26 protein-coding genes and 1 tRNA gene are annotated in these 26,021 nt (G+C 66.0%); 21 read left to right on the top strand and 6 right to left on the bottom strand.

Annotated elements, in window-relative coordinates; translation table 11 throughout:
• Position 1: 1 nt before the first annotated feature.
• On the top strand, positions 2–1,915 hold the full coding sequence (locus tag FBY36_RS13195; RefSeq protein ID WP_142120043.1) for an ABC transporter ATP-binding protein: 1,914 nt from the start codon (positions 2–4) through the stop codon (positions 1,913–1,915).
• 25 nt (positions 1,916–1,940) lie between these two features.
• Here FBY36_RS13195 and FBY36_RS13200 read toward each other — a convergent pair whose 3' ends face one another.
• The 3 genes from FBY36_RS13200 to FBY36_RS13210 form a co-directional block, all read right to left on the bottom strand.
• Complete coding sequence (locus FBY36_RS13200; protein ID WP_142120045.1) at positions 1,941–2,357, bottom strand: NUDIX hydrolase; 417 nt, start codon at positions 2,355–2,357, stop codon at positions 1,941–1,943.
• Positions 2,354–2,851, bottom strand: coding sequence for a DUF6314 family protein (locus FBY36_RS13205; protein ID WP_200830490.1), 498 nt, complete (start codon positions 2,849–2,851; stop codon positions 2,354–2,356). The genes FBY36_RS13200 and FBY36_RS13205 overlap by 4 nt, the downstream gene beginning before the upstream one ends.
• A 1-nt stretch (position 2,852) precedes the next feature.
• A tRNA-Arg gene (locus tag FBY36_RS13210) sits at positions 2,853–2,925 on the bottom strand.
• Between the two features lie 89 nt (positions 2,926–3,014).
• Between FBY36_RS13210 and FBY36_RS13215 the strand changes: the two genes are divergently transcribed.
• On the top strand, positions 3,015–3,779 hold the full coding sequence (locus tag FBY36_RS13215; RefSeq protein WP_142120047.1) for a DUF998 domain-containing protein: 765 nt from the start codon (positions 3,015–3,017) through the stop codon (positions 3,777–3,779).
• Here FBY36_RS13215 and FBY36_RS13220 read toward each other — a convergent pair.
• The gene (locus FBY36_RS13220; RefSeq protein ID WP_142120049.1) at positions 3,776–4,402 is read right to left on the bottom strand and encodes a hypothetical protein; all 627 of its coding nucleotides are present in this window, start codon (positions 4,400–4,402) and stop codon (positions 3,776–3,778) included. The genes FBY36_RS13215 and FBY36_RS13220 overlap by 4 nt on opposite strands.
• A gap of 32 nt (positions 4,403–4,434) precedes the next feature.
• On the opposite strand from FBY36_RS13220, the gene FBY36_RS13225 reads away from it, so the two are divergent.
• The 16 genes from FBY36_RS13225 to FBY36_RS13300 all read left to right on the top strand — a co-directional run bounded on the left by FBY36_RS13225 (position 4,435) and on the right by FBY36_RS13300 (position 22,515).
• Positions 4,435–5,265, top strand: coding sequence for an inositol monophosphatase family protein (locus FBY36_RS13225; RefSeq protein ID WP_142120051.1), 831 nt, complete (start codon positions 4,435–4,437; stop codon positions 5,263–5,265).
• A 94-nt stretch (positions 5,266–5,359) separates the two neighbouring features.
• Positions 5,360–7,906 (top strand): DNA helicase PcrA, encoded by a 2,547-nt coding sequence (gene pcrA, locus FBY36_RS13230; protein WP_442858261.1) that lies wholly within the window; start codon positions 5,360–5,362, stop codon positions 7,904–7,906.
• A gap of 20 nt (positions 7,907–7,926) precedes the next feature.
• Complete coding sequence (locus FBY36_RS13235) at positions 7,927–8,643, top strand: hypothetical protein (RefSeq protein WP_235008824.1); 717 nt, start codon at positions 7,927–7,929, stop codon at positions 8,641–8,643.
• A 225-nt stretch (positions 8,644–8,868) separates the two neighbouring features.
• Complete coding sequence (gene sucC / locus FBY36_RS13240) at positions 8,869–10,038, top strand: ADP-forming succinate--CoA ligase subunit beta (RefSeq protein WP_142120055.1); 1,170 nt, start codon at positions 8,869–8,871, stop codon at positions 10,036–10,038.
• A gap of 11 nt (positions 10,039–10,049) precedes the next feature.
• Positions 10,050–10,952, top strand: a complete 903-nt coding sequence (sucD, locus tag FBY36_RS13245) for a succinate--CoA ligase subunit alpha (RefSeq protein WP_142120057.1) — start codon at positions 10,050–10,052, stop codon at positions 10,950–10,952.
• Positions 10,953–11,148: 196 nt separating this feature from the next.
• The gene (locus tag FBY36_RS13250) at positions 11,149–11,880 is read left to right on the top strand and encodes a FadR/GntR family transcriptional regulator (protein ID WP_142120059.1); all 732 of its coding nucleotides are present in this window, start codon (positions 11,149–11,151) and stop codon (positions 11,878–11,880) included.
• Positions 11,881–12,103: 223 nt separating this feature from the next.
• Positions 12,104–13,453, top strand: a complete 1,350-nt coding sequence (locus FBY36_RS13255) for an MFS transporter (RefSeq protein ID WP_142120061.1) — start codon at positions 12,104–12,106, stop codon at positions 13,451–13,453.
• Between the two features lie 9 nt (positions 13,454–13,462).
• On the top strand, positions 13,463–14,239 hold the full coding sequence (locus tag FBY36_RS13260; protein ID WP_142120063.1) for an SDR family NAD(P)-dependent oxidoreductase: 777 nt from the start codon (positions 13,463–13,465) through the stop codon (positions 14,237–14,239).
• A 113-nt stretch (positions 14,240–14,352) separates the two neighbouring features.
• On the top strand, positions 14,353–15,042 hold the full coding sequence (locus tag FBY36_RS13265) for a GntR family transcriptional regulator (RefSeq protein WP_142120065.1): 690 nt from the start codon (positions 14,353–14,355) through the stop codon (positions 15,040–15,042).
• Between the two features lie 128 nt (positions 15,043–15,170).
• Positions 15,171–16,169 carry a sugar phosphate isomerase/epimerase family protein gene (locus FBY36_RS13270; protein ID WP_142120067.1) on the top strand — a complete coding sequence of 333 codons (999 nt, stop codon included), beginning with the start codon at positions 15,171–15,173 and terminating at the stop codon, positions 16,167–16,169.
• A gap of 45 nt (positions 16,170–16,214) precedes the next feature.
• Entirely contained in the window at positions 16,215–17,936 is a 1,722-nt protein-coding gene (dhaL, locus tag FBY36_RS13275) for a dihydroxyacetone kinase subunit DhaL (protein WP_142120069.1), read from the top strand.
• Positions 17,937–17,946: 10 nt separating this feature from the next.
• The gene (locus FBY36_RS13280; protein ID WP_142120071.1) at positions 17,947–18,441 is read left to right on the top strand and encodes a ribose-5-phosphate isomerase; all 495 of its coding nucleotides are present in this window, start codon (positions 17,947–17,949) and stop codon (positions 18,439–18,441) included.
• Complete coding sequence (locus FBY36_RS13285; RefSeq protein ID WP_142120073.1) at positions 18,438–19,391, top strand: 3-hydroxyacyl-CoA dehydrogenase family protein; 954 nt, start codon at positions 18,438–18,440, stop codon at positions 19,389–19,391. The genes FBY36_RS13280 and FBY36_RS13285 overlap by 4 nt, the downstream gene beginning before the upstream one ends.
• 82 nt (positions 19,392–19,473) lie before the next feature.
• On the top strand, positions 19,474–20,241 hold the full coding sequence (locus FBY36_RS13290; protein WP_142120075.1) for an SDR family NAD(P)-dependent oxidoreductase: 768 nt from the start codon (positions 19,474–19,476) through the stop codon (positions 20,239–20,241).
• A gap of 84 nt (positions 20,242–20,325) precedes the next feature.
• Entirely contained in the window at positions 20,326–21,672 is a 1,347-nt protein-coding gene (locus FBY36_RS13295) for an MFS transporter (RefSeq protein WP_142120077.1), read from the top strand.
• A gap of 30 nt (positions 21,673–21,702) precedes the next feature.
• Complete coding sequence (locus FBY36_RS13300; protein WP_142120079.1) at positions 21,703–22,515, top strand: triose-phosphate isomerase family protein; 813 nt, start codon at positions 21,703–21,705, stop codon at positions 22,513–22,515.
• On the opposite strand, the gene FBY36_RS13305 is transcribed toward FBY36_RS13300, so the two are convergent.
• Together FBY36_RS13305 and FBY36_RS13310 are read right to left on the bottom strand one after the other, a co-directional pair.
• The gene (locus FBY36_RS13305; RefSeq protein ID WP_142122633.1) at positions 22,492–22,974 is read right to left on the bottom strand and encodes an SRPBCC family protein; all 483 of its coding nucleotides are present in this window, start codon (positions 22,972–22,974) and stop codon (positions 22,492–22,494) included. The genes FBY36_RS13300 and FBY36_RS13305 overlap by 24 nt on opposite strands.
• Entirely contained in the window at positions 22,974–23,333 is a 360-nt protein-coding gene (locus tag FBY36_RS13310) for an ArsR/SmtB family transcription factor (protein ID WP_142120080.1), read from the bottom strand. Before FBY36_RS13310 ends, FBY36_RS13305 begins: the two co-directional genes overlap by 1 nt.
• 153 nt (positions 23,334–23,486) lie before the next feature.
• On the opposite strand from FBY36_RS13310, the gene FBY36_RS13315 reads away from it, so the two are divergent.
• The 3 genes from FBY36_RS13315 (at position 23,487) to FBY36_RS13325 (ending at position 26,019) form a co-directional block, all read left to right on the top strand.
• Complete coding sequence (locus FBY36_RS13315) at positions 23,487–23,891, top strand: tautomerase family protein (RefSeq protein WP_142120082.1); 405 nt, start codon at positions 23,487–23,489, stop codon at positions 23,889–23,891.
• Positions 23,892–24,079: 188 nt separating this feature from the next.
• On the top strand, positions 24,080–25,084 hold the full coding sequence (iolC, locus tag FBY36_RS13320) for a 5-dehydro-2-deoxygluconokinase (protein ID WP_142120084.1): 1,005 nt from the start codon (positions 24,080–24,082) through the stop codon (positions 25,082–25,084).
• A complete protein-coding gene (locus FBY36_RS13325; RefSeq protein WP_056331248.1) occupies positions 25,081–26,019 on the top strand; it encodes a Cgl0159 family (beta/alpha)8-fold protein in 939 nt (312 codons plus the stop codon). The genes iolC and FBY36_RS13325 overlap by 4 nt, the downstream gene beginning before the upstream one ends.
• Positions 26,020–26,021 lie beyond the last annotated feature (2 nt).

Raw genomic sequence — 26,021 nt, forward strand, 5'->3', positions numbered from 1 at the left:
CATGAGCATGGACCGCGTGGCATGGAGCTCGCTCTACAACATCAGCACCGCCAAGAGCGGCTCCAAGCCGTTCTCCAAGGAAACCCTGAAGCGGGTGCTGGCCTTCGCCGCTCCCCACAAGGGCAAGCTCATCGCCTTTGTGCTCTCCTCCATCGCAGCGGCCTTCCTGGCCGTCGCCACCCCGGTGCTCGCCGGGCAGGTGGTTGACGCCATCATCGACAAGGCTGCCGCCAGCACGGTGATCTGGCTGGCCGTGCTGATCGCCATCGTGGCCGTGGGCGAAGCGGGAGTGGGGCTGCTGACCCGCTGGCTGTCCTCCACCATCGGCGAAGGCGTCATCGTGGACCTGCGCACCCGGGTGTTCGACCATGTGCAGCGCATGCCCATTGCCTTCTTCACCCGCACCCGGACGGGAGCGCTGGTCAGCCGCCTCAATAATGACGTCATCGGGGCACAGTCCGCTTTTGCCGGCACCCTCTCCGGCGTGGTGAGCAACTCCGTGGCGCTGGCCCTGACCCTAATCGTGATGCTCAACAAGTCCTGGCTGGTCACCGTGCTCGCCATGGTCCTTCTGCCGATCTTCCTGATCCCTGCCCGGCGCATGGGCTCCAAACTGGCGGACCTGCGCCGCGAAGCTGCCGCGCACAACGCCGCCATGGGCACCCAGATGACGGAGCGGTTCTCCGCGCCCGGCGCCACGCTGGTGAAGCTGTTCGGCCGCCCGGATGAGGAATCCCGCGAGTTCGCTGCCCGCGCGGGCCGCGTCCGCGACATCGGCGTCCGCATGGCGATGCTGCAGTTCACGTTTGTGACCGCCCTGACGCTGGTGTCCGCGCTCGCACTGGCGCTGGTCTACGGCCTGGGCGGCTGGCTCGCGCTGGGCGGCCAGTTGGCGCCAGGGGACGTGGTGGTCCTGGCACTGCTGCTCACCCGCCTCTACGCTCCGCTCACGGCATTGTCCAACGCCCGGGTGGAAGTCATGAGCGCCCTGGTCAGCTTTGAACGCGTCTTTGAAATCCTGGACCTGCAGCCGCTGATCCAGCAGAAGCCGGACGCAGTGCCGGTACCGGCCGGTCCGGTGTCGGTGGAGTTCGACGACGTCCGCTTCGCTTATCCCTCCGCGGACAAGGTCTCCCTGGCCTCGCTGGAGGAAGTGTCCACCCTGGATACCCGCGGCGGCGAGGAGGTTCTGCACGGCGTCAGTTTCCGGGTGGAGCCCGGCCAGACGGTTGCCCTGGTTGGTTCCTCCGGCGCCGGCAAGTCCACCATTGCCCAGCTGCTGTCGCGGCTGTACGACGTCGACTCCGGGGCCGTGCGGCTTGGCGGTACCGCTCCGGGGACCGGGCTGGACGTCCGCGATGCCACCTTTGATTCACTGCGCGACACCTTGGGCATGGTGACCCAGGACGGCCACCTGTTCCACGAAACCATCGCGTCCAACCTTCGGCTAGCCAAGCCCGGCGCAAGCGAAGAAGACATGTGGGACGTCCTGCGCCAGGCCCGGCTGGAGACCATGATCAGGTCCCTGCCCGACGGGCTGGAAACGGTGGTGGGGGAGCGCGGCTATCGGCTTTCCGGCGGCGAACGCCAACGGCTGACCATCGCCCGGCTCCTCATCGCCCAGCCCCGCGTCGTCATCCTCGATGAGGCCACCGCCGCGCTGGACTCAACAAACGAAGCCGCCGTGCAGGCAGCCCTGGGGGCGGCACTCGAGGGGCGGACCGCCGTCGTCATTGCCCACCGGCTGTCTACCGTCCGGGCGGCCGACGCCATCCTGGTGGTGGAGGGCGGCCGGATCGTGGAACGCGGCACCCACACCGAACTGTTGGCGGCCGGCGGCCGCTACGCCGAGCTCTACCGGACGCAGTTCGCGGAGGCCACCGCCGTGGCGCAGGAGTCCGTCCCCGAGTTCTAGGGCTTCCGGGGTCCGGCGCTGTTTCTCAGACTGCCCGTGCCGCCAGGAGCGGAAGGATGTGGTCCGTCAGCAGCGGGGCAAGGTCCTGGGGGAGGGGCGCGCCCGCCGGCCCGCTGATATCCAGCCAGCGGACCTCGGCGATTTCCGCCGCGGGCGTGGCCTGCCAGGTGCCCGGGGCGAGGAACACGGTGGCTTCGATGTCGGTGGCGGCCTCGTTCGCGGCGTCCGCGATCCAGACACCCATCAGTTCAAGCTCCTCGGGGTGGACCATGATGCCCACTTCCTCGGCAAGCTCGCGGGCGGCGGCCTGCACGGCCGTTTCGCCCGGCTCCGGTTTGCCACCTGGGTGCATGAACATGGCGGTTCCGCGCTTCCGCACGGTCAGCAGCCGCCCGGCTTCATCGAACACACAGACGGCGGAAACCACAATCCGGTCCTTCATGCGGAAATCCTTTCCAAGTGCGAGACCAGCAGCAGGTCCTTGCGGGGGCCGGTCACATCCCAGCTGTAACTGAACTGGTCAGGCCCCTGGCGGGTGTAGGACACGCGGTAGGTATCCGGATCGCACCAGTGGGTGTCCAGGCTGGAGTCGGGGGTGAAGCTCATGCGGTGGAACGGCCTGCCGTCGGGGAAGAACACGTCCAGCGCGTCGGGCCGCGGCGCGGGTTTCAGGACGTACTCCCGCGAGGCGGGGCCGGTGAAAGAAGGCCAGCGCATGGTTCCTTCCTCGCGAAGGGCCAGGCCGCCGTCGTCCACTGAAGTGAAAATGACGACGCCGGAAAAGGTTCCCTGGGTGCCATCCGACCTGTCCAGCAGGTCCCGCTCCACCCGCCAGCGGCCTGACTGCCGGGGCGGTGCCGGCTGGCCGGCTGCGTTGCCGGCGGGGCTGCCGAGGAGGTAATCGCGGAGGCTGGGCTCCGGGGAACGGGAGTTCAAGTGCCCTCGATTGGAATCGAACCAACGACACCGGCTTTAGGAGAGCCGTGCTCTATCCACTGAGCTACGAGGGCGGGCATCCGGTGGTTCGGGTTCGGCGGGGCCGGTCCGTCCGGACACGGTTACAAGCATACAAGGTGCGGGGCCGTACTACGCTCAAGGCATGAGTCCAGCCCCCACTGCCGCTCCCACTGCCTTCATTCCGAATGTAGCCTCCACCCGCCAGTACATCGGGGCCTGGGCCATCCTGAGCGTGCTGCAGTACTTCGCCGCGGAGGCCGCCGTGGCCCTGGCCTGGGCGGGACCCCGTCCCTACGACCTGCGCACCGGGTACATCAGCGACCTGGGCGCCCTCCACTGCGGGACATTCTCCGGCCGGGACGTCTGCTCCCCGTTGAACTGGCTGATGAATGCCTCGTTCGTGGTCCAGGGGCTCGGGATGCTGGTGGGGGCGTTGCTGCTGACGTCGGGGCTGCTGCGCGTGGCCGCCCGGCCCGGTATCCGGATCAACTGGGGCCGGAAGGAACCGTGGCTCGCGGCCGCGGCGGTCCGGCTGCTCACGGGAGCCGCGGGCGCCGGAACGGTGGTGGTGGGCCTGGTGCCCGAAGACGTTGGCTCCCCATGGCACTACTGGGGCGCGGTCACGTACTTCCTGACCGGCGGCGCTGCCCTGCTGGTGCTCGGCCTGCTCTGGCTCCGCAAAACCGGCATGGCATGGTTCATCCTGGCATGCGGCGTGGTGTCACTGGCGGCGGTGGCGACCGGCGGCCTGACGCACATGATGGTTCCGGAGCCCGGCACACTGGAACGGCTGATGGGATATCCCGTGACGGTCGGCATGGCCGCCTCGGGGCTGGTCATTGCCCAGCGGGTACACCGGCACCGGAAGGAACGGCGGGCTGCTGCCAGCCGGGTAACTGCCGCCTAGGCCTCGTTCCGCATCCGCCTGTTCAGGAAGACCGCCGCGGCCCCGGCCAGGAGGCTCAACACCAAAAGCACCCAGCCGGCAACGGTGAGGCCGGACGCCATGGCAACCTGGCCGCCGTCGGGACCTTCCGACGCCAGCATGGCGTCAATCGCCACGTTCCCCCACAACCGGACCACCACGAACAGCATGGGCACGGCCCACAGCGCCCAGCGCAGAGCCTTCCGCGCCACGTTGGTCCCAATGAGCAGCAGCCAGGTGAACCCGAAGATCAGCGGGAAGAGGGTGCCGGCGGTCTTGTGGACGTAGTTCAGCTGGCCCAGGGCGTCGCCGTTCATCTCCCCCTGCAGGCGGCCGATGTAGGCGGGGTCGAACCCGCCGATGAGCGAATCCGGCATGGCCAGGCCCTTGGTGAGTTGCGTGAGCTGGTCCAGGGTCAGCAGGTGCAGGTACCAGAAGAGGAACAGGCTGGCCACGACGCCCGCAATGACGATCAGGTTGCTGTTGCCCTGCGCCTTCTCCGGCGTCCGGTTGGTGGTGGGGTTGACCACCGGTGGCAGTTGGTGTTGCGGTACAACCGCTTTGGCGCCGTGCTTCTTGATCCGCTGGGCAGGGGTTTTGGCCATGGCACCATTATCCCGCCCCATAAACTGAAGCCATGACCACTGGCCGACACAGCGCAGCTGTTCTTGACCCCTCACTGGACGACTATGAACTGGCGGCGGCGCTGGTGCGTGAAGCCGGGCAGTTGGCGCTCCTCATGCGCATGGCCGGCCTGCAGTCGGAACAAAAAACCTCCGTCTCGGACGTGGTGACCGCGGCGGACCACGCCGCCGAGGCCTACGTGCTGGAACAGTTGCAGCGCTGCCGGCCGGAGGACGGCATCCTGGGGGAGGAAGGCGCCTCCGTCCAGGGAACCAGCGGCCGCACCTGGGTGATCGACCCCGTGGACGGCACCTACAACTTCCTGCACGGCTCCACCTACTGGTGCTCCGCCATCGCCCTCAAGGACCGGGACGACGCAGTGCTGGGCGCCATCTTCCAGCCGGAGGAGGACAAGCTGTGGCTGGGCGGCCGTGACCGGCCCGCCACGCTGAACGGCGACCTCCTCACCGTTTTCAGCGACGACGGCGGCAAACGCAACGCCACCAGTGTCGCCGAACTTGGAGCGGCCACCTACATCCACCCCACCTGGCTTATGGACCCGATGTGCGCCATGCCCTGGCACGCCGCCGCCACCTCCGCGGCGTCCCTCCGCATGCTGGGCTCCGGGTCCTGCGACCTGGGCCGCGTTGCGGACGGACAGCTGGGATGCTGGTTCCAGCACAGCTGCCCCGAATGGGATTGGCTGCCGGGCAAGGCGATCGTCCGTGCCGCCGGCGGCGCCGTGGACACGGTCCGGGTCAACGGCCTGGAGTGGTTCCTGGCAGGAGGAACGACGGCGGTGCAGCAGTTGCGTGCGGCGCTCCAGTCAGGCTCGGTGGCCTGAGGCGCTGCCTCCACAGGTTCCCCGCGCAGGGAAGTAATCCACAGGCTGGAAGGCGTTGTCGGTCCCACCGCCTAGACTTGTATGCACCATGGATATGTTGTTTGACCCGTACTCTGACGGACCGTTCAAGGCCGCTCCTGCCGCCGCCGCCCGCACCAGGACGGGGCCTGAGGGCGTTGCCACCACGGCCGGGCCCGGCGGAATGCCGGGCAACGGCGGCCTGCAGCACCGGAACAATCCGGACCAGGACAACGGGGGCTGGAACCACGGGGACAGGCACGACGCCGGACGCCACCACAGCCGCCGCCCGGACGCCGCCCAGCTGCTGGAGGGACTGAACCCGCAGCAGGAGGAAGCGGTCAAGCACGCCGGGTCGGCGCTGCTGATCGTCGCCGGTGCAGGTTCCGGCAAGACCCGCGTGCTCAGCAACAGGATCGCCTACCTGATCGCCACCGGCCGTGCCCACCACGGCGAAATCCTGGCCATCACCTTCACCAACAAGGCGGCCGCGGAAATGCGGGAGCGCATCGAGGCCTTGGTGGGCGGGCGCGCCAAGATCATGTGGATCTCCACGTTCCACTCGTCCTGCGTGCGGATCCTGCGGCAGGAAGCGGCCAACGTCGGCCTGAAATCAAACTTCTCCATCTACGACTCCGCCGACTCCCTGCGGCTGGTCACGCAGGTGTCCAAGGCCCTTGACCTGGACCCCAAGAAGTTTGCCCCCAAGGCCATCCAGCACAAGATCTCGGCGTTGAAGAACGAACTCATTGACGCCGATTCCTTTGCCTCGGCGGCCAACTACAACGACCCCTTTGAACACGCGGTGGCGGACGTCTACAAGGGCTACACCCAGCGCCTCCGGCAGGCCAACGCCATGGACTTCGACGACCTCATCGCCGAAACCGTCTACATGTTCCGCGCCTTCCCCGCGCTTGCCGAGTCCTACCGCCGCCGGTTCCGGCACGTCCTGGTGGACGAATACCAGGACACCAACCACGCCCAGTACGCCCTGGTGCGGGAAATCGTGGGGGAAGGACCGGGTTCGTCGGAACTTACCGTGGTGGGTGACTCCGACCAGTCCATCTACGCCTTCCGCGGAGCGGACATCCGGAACATCGTGGAGTTCGAAAAGGACTACCCGGAAGCCCGCACCATCAAGCTGGAGCAGAACTACCGCTCCACCCAAAACATCCTGAGCGCCGCCAACTCAGTCATTTCGCGGAACCCCAACCGGCCGGAAAAACGGCTGTGGACCGCCGAGGGCGAAGGCCACAAGATCATCGGCTACGTCGGCGAAAACGAACACGACGAAGCGCAGTTCATCGCCAAGGAAATCGACCGGCTCCAGGACGAAGACAACCTGCGGCCGGGCGATGTCGCCATCTTCTACCGGACCAACGCCCAGTCCCGCTCCATCGAAGACGTCCTGGTTCGCGTGGGCCTGCCGTACAAGGTGGTGGGCGGCACCCGCTTTTACGAGCGGAAGGAAATCAAGGACGCCCTGGCGTACCTGCGCGTCCTGGTGAACCCGGATGACGACGTCAACCTCCGCCGGGTGCTGAATGAGCCCAAGCGAGGCATCGGCGACCGTGCCGAAGGCGCCGTCGCAGCCCTGGCCCAGCGCGAGCGGACGTCGTTCATGGAAGCCGCCCGCCGCGCCGACCAGGCACCCGGCATGGCCACCCGGTCCGTCAACGCAGTCCTGGGCTTTGTGAAAATGCTGGACGACCTCGCCGAGGTAGCCTCCGGATCCGGAGCCGCCGCCGCACTGGAAGCCGTCCTGGAACAGACCGGCTACCTTGCCGCACTGCGCTCCAGCACGGACCCGCAGGACGAATCCCGCGTGGAGAACCTGGCCGAACTCGTGGCCGTGGTGCGCGAGTACGAGCAGGAGAACCCGGAGGGCAGCCTCGGCGCGTTCCTGGAACAGGTGTCCCTGGTGGCCGATGCCGACCAGATCCCGGATGCTCCCGGCGCGGATATTGACGCCGCCGTGGCAGAGGCCAAACGGTTGGGCGTGGTGACCCTCATGACCCTGCACACGGCCAAGGGCCTGGAATTCCCCGTGGTCTTCCTTACCGGCATGGAGCACGGACTCTTCCCGCACCAGCGCTCCGCCACTGACCCCAAGGAACTGGCCGAGGAACGGCGCCTGGCCTATGTGGGGCTGACCCGTGCCCGCAAGCGGTTGTACGTAACCCGGTCCGAGGTACGCAGCATGTGGGGCCAGAGCCAGTACAACCCCGCCAGCCAGTTCCTGGAGGAAATCCCGGCCGAGCTCCTGGAATGGAAACGGGAAGGAACCAGCAGGCAGGCCGGCGGTTGGGGCGGCGGCTCCATCGGATCCGGCCGCTACAGCGGCTCCTTCTGGGGTGCCGGCACCGCCCGCGGCGCGGCCGCGGACTCCTCCGCCGGGTTCAACGCCGACGTTCCGGCGTTCATCGCCAAGAACCGGGTGCAGCCGCAGAAGGAAATCATCGCCGTCAGCGTGGGGGACAAGGTCAACCACACCAGCTTCGGCAATGGAACCGTCCTGGCGCTTGAAGGCGCGGGGGACAAGACCGTAGCCAAGGTGAAGTTCGACGTTGGGGAGAAGCGCCTGCTGCTCCGGTATGCGCCGCTGACCAAGCTGGACGCCTAAGCCGGCCGGCGGCGGGCATAATGGAGCCCATGCGACGCACAGTATGGGGGATGCTCGCCGCCCTTTTCCTTGCCACCGCCGTGACCGTTACGGGGTGCAGCGTGACCACCGAGGACCCCTCCTATATTCCGCCGGCGCCGCTGCCTCCCTTGGAGCAGCTGGAAAAGGCGCCCCTGGCCGATCCAAAGAACTTCTCCAGTGGAGGGGACGTCCTGTCCTTCATCACCGCGGACCGGACCATTTCCTGCTCACTGACGTCCGCGCGCGGGGAACATGTGAACCTGCCGTACGAACAAAACGGCTACAGCGATGCTGCCAACAACAAGCTGCCCATTGTCCCGGTGGCCCACTGCGGGCTTGTCACCTATCAGCCTCCCCAACCCGGCGACGTCAAGGATGACTGTGCCGGCACCCACCTTGGTTACCTGGGCGGTGTGGCCCTGCTGGCGCCGGACACTGCACGCTACGGGGAATGCCGCTCCGGCGTCACTCCGATGGAGGCGGCCTACGGGCCCGGGGGGACCAAGGCCGGTCCGCTGACTCAGCTGACTGTGCTGGCGGACGGGCAGAACCTCGAACGCAACGGCTTGCGCTGTTCGGCCTACAACGGCGGCGTGGCATGTGGAAATGTCTCCGCCGGCGTCGGATTCTTCATTTCCCCCGAACGTTACGAACTGGTCCCGGCCCCCGCCATAAGCAGCGCATCCCCGCAGGCAGAAGGCCCAAAAACCCCGTAAATCCGCGGTTTTTCTACGCTCCATAGAATAGTGTGCTTACTCACATAAGAGGTAGTCTGGGACGGCCCGGTCCCTCCAAAGGACTAGAGTTCCCCATGGAGCATCACGCCGCGTGGCTCGTTTCCAAACAGGCCGCCGGTGCGTGCAATCCGCAGCCCGGTCATTGTCCTATTCGATGGTGTCCGGCTGTATAGAAACTACTTCGACGTAGAAGGACACTAAACCGTGGACCTGTTTGAATACCAGGCGCGCGATATGTTCGAGGCGCACGGTGTACCCGTGCTTGCCGGCATCGTGGCGTACACCCCAGAAGAAGCAAAGGCAGCTGCCGAGAAGATCGGCGGCGTAACCGTTGTCAAGGCACAGGTCAAGGCAGGCGGCCGCGGCAAGGCCGGCGGCGTGAAGGTGGCAAAGTCCGCCGACGAGGCGTTTGAGCATGCCACCAACATCCTGGGCATGGACATCAAGGGCCACACCGTCAACAAGGTGATGATCGCCCAGGGTGCCGACATCGCGGAGGAGTACTACTTCTCCGTTCTGCTGGACCGGGCCAACCGCAACTACCTGGCCATGTGCTCTGTTGAGGGCGGCATGGAAATCGAACAGCTCGCCGTCGAACGCCCCGAAGCGCTGGCAAAGATCGCCATCGACCCCGCCGTGGGCATCGACCAGGCCAAGGCTGACGAAATCGTCGCAGCCGCCGGCTTCGCCGAGGAACTCCGCGGCCAGGTGGCAGGCGTCATCCTGAAGCTCTGGGACGTCTTCAAGAAGGAAGACGCCACCCTGGTGGAGGTCAACCCGCTGGTCAAGACCGGCAACGGTGACATCCTGGCCCTCGACGGCAAGGTTTCCCTCGACGAGAACGCCGACTTCCGGCACCCGAAGCACGCGCAACTCGAGGACAAGGACGCTGCAGACCCGCTTGAGGCCAAGGCAAAGGCGCAGGACCTCAACTACGTCAAGCTCGACGGCGAAGTAGGCATCATCGGCAATGGCGCCGGCCTGGTCATGTCCACGCTCGACGTCGTCGCCTACGCCGGTGAAAACCACGGCAACGTCAAGCCCGCCAACTTCCTGGACATCGGCGGCGGAGCCTCCGCAGAGGTCATGGCCGCAGGCCTGGACGTCATCCTGGGCGACGAGCAGGTCAAGTCCGTCTTCGTCAACGTCTTCGGCGGCATCACCGCCTGCGACGCCGTTGCCAAGGGCATCGTCGGTGCACTCGCCGAACTCGGCCACTCCGCGAACAAGCCGCTGGTAGTCCGCCTCGACGGCAACAACGTCGAGGAAGGCCGCCGCATCCTCACCGAGGCCAACCACCCGCTGGTTACCCTGGCCGCCACCATGGACGAGGGCGCCGACAAGGCCGCCGAGCTCGCCAACGCAGCGAAGTAAAGGGACGCACCATGTCTATTTATCTGAACAAGGACTCCAAGGTCATCGTCCAGGGCATCACCGGCGGCGAAGGCACCAAGCACACCGCCCTGATGCTCAAGGCCGGCACCAACATTGTTGGCGGCGTGAACGCCCGCAAGGCCGGCACCACGGTCCTGCACGGCGACAACGAAATCAGCGTCTTCGGCACCGTCAAGGAAGCCATGGCTGAAACCGGCGCCGACGTCTCCATCGTCTTCGTGCCGCCGGCATTCACCAAGAACGCTGTGGTTGAAGCCATCGAGGCCGGCATCGGCCTTGTGGTTGTCATCACCGAAGGCGTTCCGGTCCAGGATTCCGCCGAGTTCTGGGCACTGGCCCAGTCCAAGGTTGACGCCGACGGCAACCAGGTCACCCGCATCATCGGCCCGAACTGCCCCGGCATCATCACTCCGGGCGAGGCACTGGTGGGCATCACGCCGAACAACATCACGGGCAAGGGCCCCATCGGCTTGGTTTCCAAGTCCGGAACCCTGACCTACCAGATGATGTACGAACTGCGCGACCTGGGCTTCTCCACCGCCATCGGCATCGGCGGCGACCCCGTCATCGGCACCACCCACATCGACGCCCTGGCTGCGTTCGAGGCTGACCCCGAGACCAAGGCGATCGTGATGATCGGTGAAATCGGCGGTGACGCCGAAGAGCGTGCAGCTGACTTCATCAAGGCCAACGTCACCAAGCCGGTTGTTGGCTACGTGGCAGGCTTCACGGCTCCCGAAGGCAAGACCATGGGCCACGCGGGTGCCATCGTCTCCGGCTCCGCCGGTACCGCACAGGCCAAGAAGGAAGCCCTCGAGGCCGCCGGCGTCAAGGTCGGCAAGACGCCGTCCGAGACCGCCAAGCTGCTCCGCGAGGTCTACGCAGCCCTCTAGCAGTACTGCACAACGCGGGGTCACCCCCGCCCGGTCCGCTCAACGGACCGGCAAGGGGTGGCCCCGCGTTTGCTGTTTAACGAACTTCCTTGTTTAACGAATGACGGCGGCCGGGCAACGGGTGCCCCGGTGCGTCGAGTAATGTTGAGGAAGGTAAATCAGGGGCGCCCAGGGCGCGCAGGCAGGGGAAAGACGGATGGCAGAGAAGCGACCCACCCTGGTCGACGCCGTCGTGGACAAGGTCCTTGAGCACATCCTCAGTGGCGAGATCAAGGCCGACGACGCCCTGCCGCCGGAGGCTGATATCGCCAAGGAGTCCGGCGTCAGCAGGCTGACGGCCCGCGAAGCCATGAAAGTGCTGAAGGCGCAGGACGTCGTGTACGTAAAGCGCGGCCTGGGCACCTTCGTCAACCCGCCCGAGCGCTGGACGGGACTGGACGCCATTATGCGCTCAGCTTCCCGGGGAGTGGCCTCGGACCAGGTGGCGCTTCGTTTGCTCGAAGTCCGCCGCATGGTGGAGACCGGCGCGGCGGAACTCGCTGCCTCCCGCCACCGGCCGGCTGACCTCGCCGCACTGCAGGACAGCGTGGAGCAGATGGAAGCGGCGCATCACGCCGGCGACGTGGACGCGCTGACCGTGGCTGACATCGCCTTCCACGACACCGTCCTGCGCGCATCCGGCAACCCGTTCGTGCCGGCCCTGCTTGGCCAGCTGTCCACCTTGCTTTACGCGATGCGGCGCGAAACCTCAGCGTTCCCTGACGTGCAGCGCCACGCCATCCACCATCACAAGATGGTCCTGGCCGCCATTGCCGCCGGGGACCCGGCCACCGCCCGCTCCACCATGGACGCGCACATCACCCAGACTTTCGAGGACTACGAGCGCTACCTCGCCGTGTCCAGCCCCACCGGAGCAAGTGCCCGCTAGGCCTGTCTGAACCTCTTCCAACTGGGTATTTTCCTGCTATCGGCATGCCGTCCGGTCGCGTCGGCACTCGTGTTTGACGCTCCCGGTCCCTGTGATTAGAATCTCATACAGACATCAGACATCTGATATCAGTTTTCCCCAAAAAAATGCCGCCAGCCAAAGGAGTCGTTATGCGCGCGCATTCCCCTTTCGAGGGTTTCCTCACCGCACTGGGAGGCCGGCGATGACCTCCCGCGCCACTGCCCCCGCCCTCAGCGAGTTGGGCGAGACCACCCTCCGCAAGGTCCGCCGGAGGCTTATGCCCCTGATCGTCCTGCTGTACTTCATCGCCTACCTGGACCGGAACAATGTGGGCTTCGCAAAGCTCGGCATGCAGGGGGACATCGGCCTGACCGAAGCCGCCTACGGCCTGGGCGCCGGCATCTTCTTCCTCGGCTATGCGCTGCTGGAGATTCCGTCCAACGGCGGCATGTACCGCTATGGGGCCCGGAAGTGGATCGCCCGGATCCTGATCAGCTGGGGCATTTTTGCCACGGCCATGTTCCTGGTGAACGGTGAAGCCACCTTCTACATCATCCGGTTCCTGCTTGGAGCCGCCGAGGCCGGCTTCTTCCCCGCCATCCTCTTCTACCTGACCCTGTGGTTCCCCGCAGCGCAGCGGGTGACGGTGCTGGGTATCTTCATCCTGGCCCAGCCCATCTCCAACGCCCTCGGCGCACCCGTGTCCGGCATGCTCCTGAACCTGGAAGGCGTGGCAGGCCTGCACGGCTGGCAGTGGCTGTACATCCTTGAAGGCATTCCCGCCATCCTGCTGGGCATCATCACCCCCTTCGTCATGACGGACCGGCCCGAACACGCCAAGTGGCTCAAGCCGGAAGAACGTGAGTGGCTCTCCACCACGATGGCCGCCGAACTCGCCCACAAGCAGAAGTCCGGCAACCACAACTTCCTTGCCGGCCTGAAAGACCCCCGCACCATCGCCTACTCGGCGCTGTACTTCGGCCTGGTCTGCGGCATCTACGGCCTGGGGCTCTGGCTGCCCACCATCGTCAAGGCGCTGGGCAAGTTCGACTCGACCCAGGTGGGCTTCATCGTCTTCATCCCGTACGCCATCGCAGCGGTGTTCGTCTACTTCTGGAGCAAGCGCTCGGACCGGACCGGCAACCGCGTATGGCATGCCAGCATGAGCATGGTGCTCGCCGCCGTCGGCCTCCTGGGCGCAGGCTTCCTGCTGCCGGTCAACGCCGTGCTGGCCATGGTGTTCCTGACCCTCGCGGCCATGGGCATCTACTCCGCCATCGCACCGTTCCTCGCCATGCCCTCCGCAGCCCTCACCGGTGCTGCTGCTGCTGCCGGGCTTGCCATGGTCAACTCCCTTGGCAACCTGGGTGGCTTCGTGGCGCCCTATATCGTGGGCATCCTCAAGGACGCCACCGGAAACAGCCAGAGCGGGCTGGTGTTCCTGGCCGCCTGCCTCGCCATAACCGCTGCAGCCACCTACCTTTACGCACGCAAACGGCCGGAAGGTGTCTCCGCCCCCGGGGCCACAATTCCTGCCGCCGAAACACACTAGGACACACCAATGACTACACAGCACACCTTTCCCGCAGAACGCACCGCGGTCCTGACCGGGGCTGCATCGGCCCGCGGGATCGGCCGGGCAACCGCAGACCGGCTGGCCAGCGAAGGCTGGTCCATCGCCATCCTGGACATCAACGACGAAGATGCCAAGGCGGCGGCGGCAGAAATCGGTGCCAACCGCGCCGTCAAGGCCATCGGCGTAGGTGCCGACGTCTCTGACGAGGCATCCGTGGACCGCGCCATTACAGAGATCGAGCAGGCGCTTCCGCCCATCGTCGGACTGGTCAACCTTGCGGGCATCAGTTCGCCCACCACCTTCATGGAAACCACGGTGGCGGAATGGGACAAGGTCTTCGCCATCAACATGCGCGGCACCTTCATCGTTTCCCAACGGGTCCTCAAGGGCATGATCGAGCGCGAACTCGGGAGGATCGTCAGCATCTCCTCCATCTCAGCCCAGCGCGGCGGCGGCACCTACTCCAAGGTGGCCTACAGTGCGTCGAAAGCCGGCATCCTGGGCTTCACCCGTGCCCTGGCCCGCGAGGTGGGCGGGCACAACATCACCGTGAACGCCATTGCCCCAGGTCCGATCGACACGGACATCATGGGCGGCACGCTGACAGACGAGCGCAAGGCCCAGATGTCCGAGGGGATCATGATGGGCCGGGTGGGAACCCGTGAGGAAGTAGCCGCGCTGATCGCGTTCCTGCTTGGCGAGGATGCCGGTTACATCACCGCCGCCACGTACGACATCAACGGCGGCCTGCAGGTTTCCTGACCCCCGTTTCCTGCTGGTGCCGTGCAGCCGCCCGGCCGCACGGCACCAGCAGGCGTGCCCGGGACCACCACACCCACGCGCTCCCGCGCATCTTCCGGCTATAGGATTTCTACATGGCAACCAAGAACCAGGCCTCCGGCGGCGTGAGCAGGCAGGTCCTCGCCGACCACGTGTATGAAGCGCTTCTTGTTGCCCTGATGGACGGCCGGCTGGAAGCCGGCACCCCGGTCAGCATCGACGGGATGGCCCGGGAACTGGACGTTTCCCCGACACCGGTGCGCGAGGCGCTCGCCCGGCTGGAAGCGACCGGGATGGTGCGCAGGGCCGCCCTGCGCGGTTACCGCGTGGCCCCGCTGTTCTCCCCGGAGGAACTTGCCGATCTCATGGACGCCCGCCTGGTCATCGAACCGGCCAATGCTTTCATGGCCTGCAAACATGCGGACCCGCAACTGACAGGGCAACTGGAGCAGGCCATCGAGGACCTGAAGGCAGCGCCGCGCGGGCCGTCCTTCGCGGAGTTCCGCGCCTACTGGGAAGCCGACGAACGCTTCCACCGGCTTATCGCCGAGTCCGCGGACAACCAGTTCCTGCTGTCTGCCTACAACGCCTTGGGCGGCCAGGTGCAGCGCTTCCGCTTCTTCGGCGGCCTGGGCGTGACGGATGCCGACTATGCCATCTCCGAGCACACCGAAATCCTCAAGGCCTTCGAAGCCGGCGACGCCGAGCTTGCCCGGCAAAAGATGATCGACCACATTGAAGGGGTCAAGCAGCGCTCGCAGCACGACAGCGAAGTGCGCAGCTAGCACGTCCCTCAGGCCCCTGTAGGCCCTCCCTGCACAAGCTCCCGCAAGGGAGCAACAAACACCCCCTTGACAGGACCCACGTAAAGCGTAGATCCTATAGGAAATGCGATTCTAGATCTGGAGTGACAATGCCGTACACCGCTGAAAACTGGCCCATCGCCGCTGCCCTGCTGCAGTTCCCGGGAACCAAACCCGACGGAACCTCTATCCAGGATGCCCCTGCCAGTGACTGGCAGCAGGTCTTCGAAGAAGTGGCAGACGCCGGCTTCACCAACGCCGACCTCACCGATAGCTGGGTGCGCCCCGGCGATCTCTCAACCGCCCGGCTGGACGAACTGAAGGCGGCCGCCACCGCCGCCGGTCTGGGGCTTCCCTCCATCTCCGCCATCCGCCGCAGCGTGATCGAAGAAGGCAAGTGGGAGGAAAACCTGGCCTACACGCACCGGACCCTCGAGGCCGCCGCCCAGCTCGGTTGCGAGGTGGTCTCGATCGGCCTGCACCAGGCCATCACACCGGAGCAGCAGAAGCAGCTCTGGTTCTGGACCGTCGAGGGCCACAAGGACCCGGCAGGGGACAAGGAAACCTGGAACAACGCCGTCACCCGCATCCGCGAAGTGGGCAAGCACGCCGCGGAACTGGGGCTCCTGGTCTCGCTGGAGATGTACGAGGACACCTACCTTGGCACCGCAGACTCCTCGGTCCAGCTGGTCCAGGACATCGACCTGCCCAACGTTGGCTTGAATCCGGACCTGGGAAACCTGATCCGCCTGCACCGCCCCATCGAGGACTGGCGCGAGCTGGTCCACAAGACGCTGCCCTACTCCAACTACTGGCACGTCAAGAACTACATCCGTGACGAGGACCAGGCCCGCGACCACTATGTTGCAATGCCGGCGCCCATGGAGTCCGGCCTCATCAGCTACCGCGAGGCCTTCCAGTTCGCCATCTCGGTGGGCTTCCAGGGCATCATCTGCACCGAACACTATGGGGGCGACGGCCTCAGCGTTACGGCCGCCAACCAGGACTACCTGCGCCGGCAGGTCCTCCCGAAGCGGGACAGCTACGCACTGGGCACCAGCCTGGTGGCCCAGGGCCGGCAGACGCCGGCGGCCGTTCCGGCACGCTAGCACCGGCAGGCATCCCAACCGACCCAACGGGTTCAACGAGGAATCATGACAAAAATATTTGACGATCCAGCGCAGTTCGCTGACGACGCCCTCGACGGCTTCGTTGCAGCCAACCGCCAGTACGTGGCCCGGGTGGACGGCGGCGTTGTCCGCTCCACCGAATCACCCGAGGGCCAGGTGGCAGTGGTCATCGGCGGCGGTTCCGGCCACTATCCGGCCTTCGCCGGCCTGGTTGGCGCCGGGCTTGCCGCCGGAAGCGCCTGCGGCAACATGTTTGCTTCCCCCTCCGCCGGGCAGGTGTACCGGGTGGCCAAAGCCTCCCAAACCGGCGGCGGTGTCCTGCTCAGCTACGGCAACTACGCCGGCGACGTGCTCCACTTCGGCCAGGCGCAGGAGAAGCTGAACGCTGAAGGCATCGAAACCCGCACCGTGCTGGTAACCGATGACATCGCCAGTGCGCCCCTCGAAGAAATCGGCAAGCGCCGCGGCATCGCCGGTGACCTTACCGTCTTCAAGGTGGCCGGCGCGGCCGCAGAGGCCGGGCTGGACCTGGACGAGGTGGAGAGGCTCGCCATCAAGGCCAACCACCGCACCCGCTCCCTCGGCGTGGCCTTCGCCGGCTGCACACTCCCCGGCGCAAGCGAGCCCCTCTTCACCGTGCCGGAAGGCATGATGTCGGTGGGACTGGGCATCCACGGCGAACCCGGGATCTCCGAGCAGCCCCTGCCCAGCGCCAGCGAACTGGCCAAACTGCTGGTGGACGGTCTGTTGAAGGACAAACCGGACGCCGCAGGCCAACGCGTGGTACCCATCCTCAACGGACTGGGAACGGTCAAGTATGACGAGCTCTTCCTGCTGTTCGGAAAGGTCGAAGCCCTGCTCTCCGCAGCCGGACTGGACATCGTGGAGCCTGAGTGCGGTGAACTGGTGACCAGCCTGGACATGTCCGGCCTGTCCCTGACGCTGTTCTGGCTGGATGAGGAACTGGAGAAGTTCTGGGCCGCGCCGGCTGACACCCCTGCCTTCCGCAAGGGTAATCTTGCCCAGCGCCGGGCACGTTCGGTGGAGTCCCTGGCTGAGGCTGCCACGGCGCCTGCGCTGGCCGCCACCGCCGCCTCCACTGCCTTGGCCGCCACCGCCGTGGACGCTCTGAAGGAGGCGCGCGCCGTCGTCGTCGAACACGAGGAGGCACTCGGAAAGCTGGATGCCATCGCCGGGGACGGCGACCACGGCATCGGCATGCGGCGCGGCGTGGACGCGGCCGTTGCTGCAGCGGAGAAGTCCCACGCAGGCGGCGCCGGCCTGGAGGAAGTCCTCGCGGCGGCGGGGGAGCAGTGGGCCGAGCGCGCCGGCGGTACCTCCGGGGCCCTTTGGGGCGCGGCCGTCACCGCCGTTGGCAGGACCCTTGGCAGCAAGGACGCCTATACCGCCGCTGACGCAGCGGCGGCCGTCAACGCCCTCCGCGATGCCATCATCACCCTGGGCAAGGCGGAAGCGGGAGACAAGACCATGGTGGACGCGCTCCTTCCGTTCGCTGAGACCTTCACCAAGGCAATTGACGACGGCGGCAGCTTGGCCGGCAGCCTGCGTGCGGCAGCGGAAGCTGCCGCCAAGGCCGCTGACGCGACTGCCGACCTCAGCCCGAAGAAAGGCCGTGCCCGGCCGCTCGCCGAAAAGAGCCTCGGCCACCCGGATCCCGGCGCCGTCTCGTTCGGCCTTATCGCCCGCAGGGTGGCGGACTACGCCGCCACCATCGAAAGCTCCTAAGGAGAATCGCATGACTGAGCAAACCCAGCCAGGCTGGCGCATCGTCGTCGGCAACGACGAAGCCGGCGTCGAATACAAGAACGCCCTGCGCGAGATGCTTGAGGCGGACCCCCGCGTTGCGTCGGTGGAGGACGTAGGAGTCGGCGCCGACGACTCCACGGCCTACCCGCACTTGGCCGTCGCCGCAGCCCGTAAGGTGGCCGCCGGCGAAGCGGACCGCGCGCTGTTGATCTGCGGCACCGGCCTGGGCGTGGCCATTTCGGCCAACAAGGTACCGGGCATCCGGGCGGTCACGGCCCACGACAGCTACTCCGTGGAACGCTCCGTGCTGTCCAACAACGCGCAGGTGCTGACCATGGGCCAGCGCGTCATCGGCCTGGAACTGGCCAAGAAGCTGGTGGGCGAGTGGCTCAACTACCGCTTCGATGAAAACTCCGCATCCGCGGCAAAAGTAGACGCCATCTGCTCCTATGAGGGCGCGTCGGAAGGACTTGAAACCAAATGAGCACCCGTAACATCGCCGTCGTCGGCTCCGGCTACATGGGCGGCGGAATCGCCCAGGTCCTGGCACTCGCCGGAGCCCGCGTGGCACTGGCGGACGTCTCCGCCGAAATCGCCCAGAGCAACTACGAGCGCCTGCTGAAGGAATCCGACGAGTTCGTCGCGGCCGGCCTGTTCCCTGCGAACGCCACCGACCTGCTCAAGGAAAACCTCTGGGCAGCCAAGGACATCGAAGAAGCCGTGGCCGGCGCCGAGTACATCGAGGAGGCAGTGCCGGAGGTCCTGGAGATCAAGCACGCCACCCTGGGCAGGATCAGCGCCGCCGCCCGCCCCGATGCCATCATCGGCTCCAACACCTCCACCATCTCCATCGCCAAGCTGGCCGAGGTGGTGGACAACCCGGAGCGCTTCCTGGGCGTCCACTTCTCCAACCCGGCCCCGTTCATCCCCGGCGTGGAAGTCATCCCGCACGAAGGAACTTCCGAGGCAACGGTCCAGGCCGCCCGCACCATCGTGGGGGAGACCGGCAAGGAAACAGCCACCGTCAAGGACGTCACCGGCTTCGTGCTGAACCGGCTCCAGTACGCCCTCTTCCACGAAGCCGCACAGGTGGTGGAGGAAGGCATCGCCACCGCGGAGGACGTGGATACCCTGGTGCGCACCACCTTCGGCTTCCGGCTGCCCTTCTTCGGGCCGTTCGCGATCGCCGACATGGCAGGCCTGGACGTGTACGCCTTCTGCTATAAGTCCCTGCAGACCGGCTTCCCGGAGCGGTTCGCCACCCCCAAGATCCTGCAGGACAAGGTCGACGCCGGCCAGCTGGGCACCAAGACCGGCTCCGGCTTCCTGGACGTCCCGGCTGACCGGACCGCTGCCCTTGTTGCCTACCGGAACAAGGCATACGTCGCCATGCAAAAGCTCATCGAGGACCTGGGCCCCGCCCCGCTGTCCTAGCCAGACCACCGCACGGTAAAGGCGCCGCCCCAGGCGGCGCCTTTACCGCGACCGAAACCTGCCTCACCGGAAGGAACAATCCATGACAGCATTTCCCGCAGACCGCACGGTGATCGTCACCGGGGCAGTCTCAGAGCGAGGCATCGGCCGGGCCACCGCAGACTACCTTGCCGAACGTGGGTGGAACATCGGCGTGATCGACCTCGATGACGCTGCCTGCAAGGCAGTCGCCAAGGAGTTGGCGGAAAAGCACGGCGTCAAAGCCCACGGGGCCGGCGCCAATATCGGCGACGAGGCTTCCGTACGTGCCGCCATCGACGAGATCGAGGCAGAACTGCCCCAGCTCGTGGCCCTTGCCAACATCGCCGGCGTCAGCTCTCCGGTTCCCTACCTTGAACTCGACGGCGCCGAGTGGGACCGCGTGATCAACATCAACATGAACGGTGTCCACTACGCCACCCGCCGGGCAGCTGAATCCATGGTGAAGAACCGGCTGGGGCGGATCGTGAACATCTCCTCGGTCTCCGCCCAGCGCGGCGGCGGAACCTTCAGCAAGACCCCGTACTCCGTGGCCAAGGCCGGCGTCATCGGCCTGACCCGCGCCACCGCCCGTGAACTGGGGGAGTACGACATCACCGTCAACGCCATCTCACCCGGTCCCATCGACACCGACATCATGGGCGGCACCCTCAGCGAGGAACGCAAGGATGAGCTCGTCAAGGACCTGGTGGTGAACCGGGTGGGCACCACTCGAGACGTCGCCGCAGCCATCTCATTCCTGATCGGCGAGGATGCCGGCTATATCTCCGGCCAGACGCTGAACGTCGACGGCGGCCTGTACATGCACTGACGGCACCCCTACCGGGTGCCACCGCAAGACCCGCGGGCCGCCGGCCCGCGGACAACACCAACCCACCACTCGAAGGAGAGTGTTGTGTCCGAAACCACCGCAACATCCAAGGAACTTCTGGCCCGCCCGGTCCTGAAGTCCGCGATCTTCAAGGCGGCCCGCCGGCTCATGCCGATGCTGGTCATCCTGTATGTCGTTTCGTTCCTGGACCGCACCAACGTCGGCTTCGCAGAGGCCGCGCTGGGAGCGGACAAGGGGGTGTCCGCCGCGGCCTTCGCCCTGGGCGCAGGCATCTTCTTCATCGGCTACGCGATCTTCGAGATCCCCAGCAACCTGCTGCTCAAGAAGGTCGGCGCCAAGATCTGGCTGGCACGCATCGCCATCACGTGGGGCATCGTTTCGGCATGCTTCGCTTTTGTGCAGGGCGAGACGTCGTTCGTGATCCTGCGTTTCCTCCTCGGCGTGACCGAAGCAGGGCTGTTCCCCGGCGTGATCATGTACCTCGCCGAGTGGTTCCCCAACAAGGTGCGCGTGCAGATGTTCGCCATCTTCTACCTGGCACAGCCGTTCTCCCAGATGATCGGCAACCCGCTGTCCGGCTGGCTGATCAACATCGGCGACCAGGTGCCCGGCCTGCGCGGCTGGCAGGTCATGTTCTTCGTCGAAGGCCTCCTGGCCGTCCTTGCCGGCATCGCAGCGTTCTTCTTCCTGATCAACGGTCCGGAGAAGGCCAAGTTCCTCAACAAGGAAGAGAAGTACGCGCTGAAGGAAGTCATGGCGCTTGAAGACACCATCAAGGACGAAACCGGGCCCCGCGGCATCCTGGCCGCCATGCGCAACGGCCGCGTCTGGTATTTCACCGCCATCTACTTCTGCCTGCAGATCGCCGTCTACGGCGTGACGTTCTTCCTGCCGCAGCAGGTGTCCTCCCTGACCGGGCAGAAGGTTGGACTGGCCGTCGGCCTGCTGATCGCGGTCCCGTGGTTCTTCGGCATCTTCTCCTGCTACTTCATCGGAAAAGCCGCAGATACCGTGGCCAAGCGCCGCAAGTTCGGCACCATCCTGTTCATCTCAACAGGCCTGTGCATCTTCGGGTCGGCCTGGGCAGGCACCAACCACCAGCCGGTCATCGGCATGATCTTCATTACCCTGGCGGTGTGCAGCTTCCTGGCCGTTGGCCCGGTGGTCTGGTCCTATCCGACCGCGTTCCTCGCCGGATCGGCCGCCGCAGCCGGCATCGGCCTGATCAACTCCCTTGGCAACCTGGGTGGCTTCGTGGCCCCGATCCTGCGGACCGCGGTCAACGAGGCCACGCAATCGCCCACCGGATCCATGGGCGTCTACGCCCTGGGCGTCCTGCCCTTCGTGGCCGCTGCGATGATGTTCGCCACCAAGCGGTTCAAGAACAAGGCCGACGACCTGCTCGACTGAGCACGTCACCCCTCTCCACAAAGGAAAGCCATGAGCACCTCCGGCAGCAGCACAGGGAACGGCACCCTCTACATCGGTGTCAGCACCAAGATGTACCTGGGATACCAGGCAAGCCTGCGCTGGCTGTCGGAGGTCCGCTCTGTTGTCGACGACAGGCCCGGACTGGGCACGAATTCCGCCAAGGATTCCGCGGTCCGGGTCTTCGTCATCCCATCCTTTCCGGTCCTGGAGCCTGCCGCGCGGATCCTGGCCGGCTCGCCCGTCCTGCTGGGAGCGCAGAACTGCGCCTGGGGCGACGGGCCCCTGACCGGGGAAGTCAGTCCCGGAATGCTGGCCGAACTGGGCGTTTCGCTCGTCGAAATCGGCCACGCGGAACGTCGCAAATTCTTTGCCGAGGATGATGCCGTGGTGGCACGCAAGGTGCGCGCCGCCGTCGGCCATTCCCTCACCCCGCTGCTCTGCATCGGCGAGGCGGACAAGCTCGACGCCGGCGCTGCCGCCGCCTTCTGCGTGCAGCAGGTCCGCGCCGCCACGGACGGCGACCCCGCCCTGCTCAGCAGCCTGCTCCTGGCGTACGAGCCGGTCTGGGCCATCGGTGCGCAGGAACCCGCCCCGCCGGAGCACGTCAACGCCGTCCTGGCCCACATCCGTGCCGAGCTGGGCAGGGACTGCCCCCTTATATACGGCGGCAGCGCCGGCCCGGGCCTGCTTCCACTGTTGCCCGCGGCGGATGGACTCTTCCTGGGCCGCTTCGCGCACGACGCCGCCAACCTGGGCCGCGTACTGGACGAAGCCCTCGCCCTTGCCCAGACCCGCGGCTCAGACGCGCGCGCCTGCCAGTAATTCCTCGAGCCGCTCGTAGCCTTCAGACATTCCGCCCTCCATGCCCGACTGCGCCATGCCGTCGCGCGCCTCCTGGCTGGGGTACACCGAGTGCCCCCGCAGCCGGGTCCGTCCATTGCCCAGGTCTTCAAACGTCATGAACTCCAGGCTGACGATGTCCGGGTAACCGCCGAACTCAAACGTCTGCAGGGCGAACTCGTTCTCGCGCACCGTATGGAAGATGCCACGGAACTCGTAGGCCACCCCGTCCGGTCCCGTATGCAGGTAGCTGTAGCTGCCGCCCGTGCGGAAGTCGTAGTGGTCGATCGCCATCTTCATGCCCCGCGGGCCCAGCCACTGGACAATGAGGTCCGGCTCTTTGTGCGCGCGGAACACATCCGCGACCGGGAAATCGAACTCGCGCTCAAAATCGATGAAGGGGACGCCCTCGGGAACGCTGAGTTTCAGGGAATTGCTCATCATGACTCCTTGGATGATTCATCGCCGCTGTCCGCGGTGTTTGATTTGAGTACGGCATCCAGGCTGCGGAACTGCCCTTCACGCACCAACCGGTAGCGGTCGATCCATGCGGTCAGCGCCTCAAGCCGCGCCGGGTTCAGGTGGACGGGCCTGCGCTGCGCGTCCCTGCTTCGGGTCACCAGTTCCGCCTGCTCGAGCACCTGGATATGTTTCGAAACCGCCTGCTTGGAGATTTCGAACGGTTCTGCCAATTCGTTCACTGTTGCCGGGCCCCGGCTGAGCCGTGCAATGATGCTCCTTCGCACGGGATCTGCCAAGGCCATGAAGGCCGAGTCCAAGGCCGCACTTTCAGAGTTCATCGTTACCCGTTTCTAGCCAACCTTTCGGTTTATCAAGCAGATGATTGTCTAAGGATAGTCCCCTCCATGTGCCGCTTCAAGACCTAAAGCCCTTGTCTCGTGGATTCTCAGTTTGTTAGTATGTCAGCACAAACTATGTGAAGGAGAAGTTCCATGCCATTGGTTCGCATCGACGTTAATGAAGGGCGCAGCGCGGAGGACCTGCAGCAGCTCAGCCGCGGAATCCACGACGCGATCCTTGCCGAGTACGGCATTCCGGAGCGGGACTACTTCCACATCCTGACCGAGCACCCGCAGGGCCAGATATTCGCCCAGGATGCCGGACTGGGGTTTGAGCGCACCGGGGGAGTTGTGATGATCCAGATCTTCACCCAGGGCGGGCGTTCGCAGGAGGCCAAGCAGCGGCTCTTCGCGGCGGTGGCCGAAAAGCTTGCGGCAGTTGGCGTGGCCGGGGAGGACGTCTTCATTGGCTATGTCGAAAACACGGCCGGTGACTGGTCCTTCGGCTTTGGCCGCGCGCAGTACGTAACGGGCGAATTGGCCGTTCCGAGGAAGTAGAAGAAGCGCCCATTCGTTGGGGGGTGGGCGTATCGCAAATCTCGTTGTAAGTATGTCAGTACAAACTTTTGACAGGACATTCGATCTAGGGCAAAGTAGTGCCTGTGGCCCACACCACGGCCTGCCAGTCCCGGAACTCCTGCCCCTCAAAGGATTCGAGTTCCACACCAGAAAGGTCCACGATTCACGTGACCCACGAGCTTCTTACGATCGGGCGCATCAGCGTTGATATCTACCCGAACGACATCGGGGTTGGCCTGGAGGACGTTAATTCCTTCGGCAAATACCTTGGCGGTTCGCCCTCCAACGTCGCCGTTGCAGCAGCCCGCCACGGACGCCGCACCGGCGTCATCACCCGCACCGGGGATGATCCGTTCGGCACCTACCTGCACCGCGAACTGCACAAGTTCAACGTCGATGACACCTACGTCACGCCGGTCAAGGACTGGCCCACCGCGGTGACCTTCTGCGCCATCAAGCCAGCCACGGACGAGTTTCCGCTGTACTTCTACGGCCGGTTCCCCACCGCGCCGGACCTGCAGATCGAGGCCGGGGAACTGGACCTCGACGCCATCCGCGGAGCCGGGATCTTCTGGTCCACCGTCACGGGCCTGTGCCAGGAACCCTCCCGCAGCGCCCACATCGCCGCCCACCAGGCCCGTCCCCGCACCGGCCTGGCCGAGGGGCAGTTCACTATCCTGGACCTGGACTACCGGCCCATGTTCTGGGCATCGGAAGAGGAGGCCCGCACCGAGGTCGCCAAGATCCTGCCGCACGTTACCGTTGCCATCGGCAACGACAAGGAATGCGCCGTGGCCGTAGGCGAAGGCACCCCGGATGAGCAGGCAGACCGGCTCCTGGCAGCCGGCGTGGAAATCGCCGTCGTCAAGCTTGGCGCGGAAGGCGTGATGGCCAAGACCCGCACCGAACGCGTGGTCTCCGCTCCCGTCCCGGTGGAAACCCTGAACGGCCTGGGTGCCGGCGACTCCTTCGGCGGCGCCTTCTGCCACGGGCTGCTGTCGGGGTGGCCGCTGGCACAGGTCCTGGACTACGCCAACGCCGCCGGCGCCATTGTGGCTTCCCGCCTTTCCTGCGCCGATGCCATGCCGACGCCGGATGAGGTCACCTCGCTGCTGGCCGAACGCGGCCGCGCGGTTCCCGGCGCCTCGATTCCCGAAGGAGCAGCACTGTGACCCTCACTCCGTTAGCGTCGAACAACGCACTGGACGACGATCCGCGCCGCTATGAGCACCTGAGCACCATCCGCCTGGAAGACCCGGATGCCGTGGCCCGTGCCGCCAAGTCCCGCAGGCGCCACCCCGGCCTGAAGTCGGGCCGGCAGAACTTCATCGTCGCCGCAGACCACCCCGCCCGCGGCGCCCTTGCCGTCGGCAGCGACCCCGTGGCCATGGCCGACCGGCGTCAGCTACTGGACCGGCTGCAAATCGCCCTGGCCAACCCCGCCGTTGACGGTGTCCTGGCGTCCCCGGACATCATGGACGACCTGCTGCTGCTGGGCGCCCTGGACGGCAAGCTGGTGTTCGGTTCGATGAACCGCGGCGGCCTGTCCGGGCTGGTCAACGAGTTCGACGACCGCTTCACCGGCCACACCGCAGCAGCGCTGGAGGCTCTGGGAGCTGACGGTGGCAAGATGCTGACCCGCATCTGCCTGGGCGACCCCGACACCGTGGCCACGCTGGAAGCGACCGCGAAGGCCATTGATTCGCTGGCGGAGCGGAAGCTGATCGCCATGGTGGAACCGTTCCTCTCTGTCCGCGAGAACGGTAAAGTCCGCAACGACCTGTCCACCAACGCCGTGATCAAGTCCATCGCGATCGCCGAAGGCCTGGGTTCCACCAGCGCCTACACCTGGATGAAGCTTCCCGTGGTAGCCGAAATGGAACGCGTCATGGCCGCCACCACCATGCCCACCGTCCTGCTGGGCGGGGACCCGGACGGCACCCAGGACGAGGTCTTCGCGTCCTGGCAGGCCGCACTGGCTCTGCCCGGCGTCCAGGGCCTCACGGTTGGCCGGACGCTGCTTTACCCGGCAGACGGGGATGTCGCGGGCGCCGTCGCCAGCGCCGCCTCGCTGCTGCACCACACCACTGAAATCCCGGAGAACTAGCC

This window comes from Arthrobacter sp. SLBN-122 (genome assembly GCF_006715165.1).
In the GTDB taxonomy this organism is placed as follows: Bacteria; Actinomycetota; Actinomycetes; order Actinomycetales; family Micrococcaceae; genus Arthrobacter.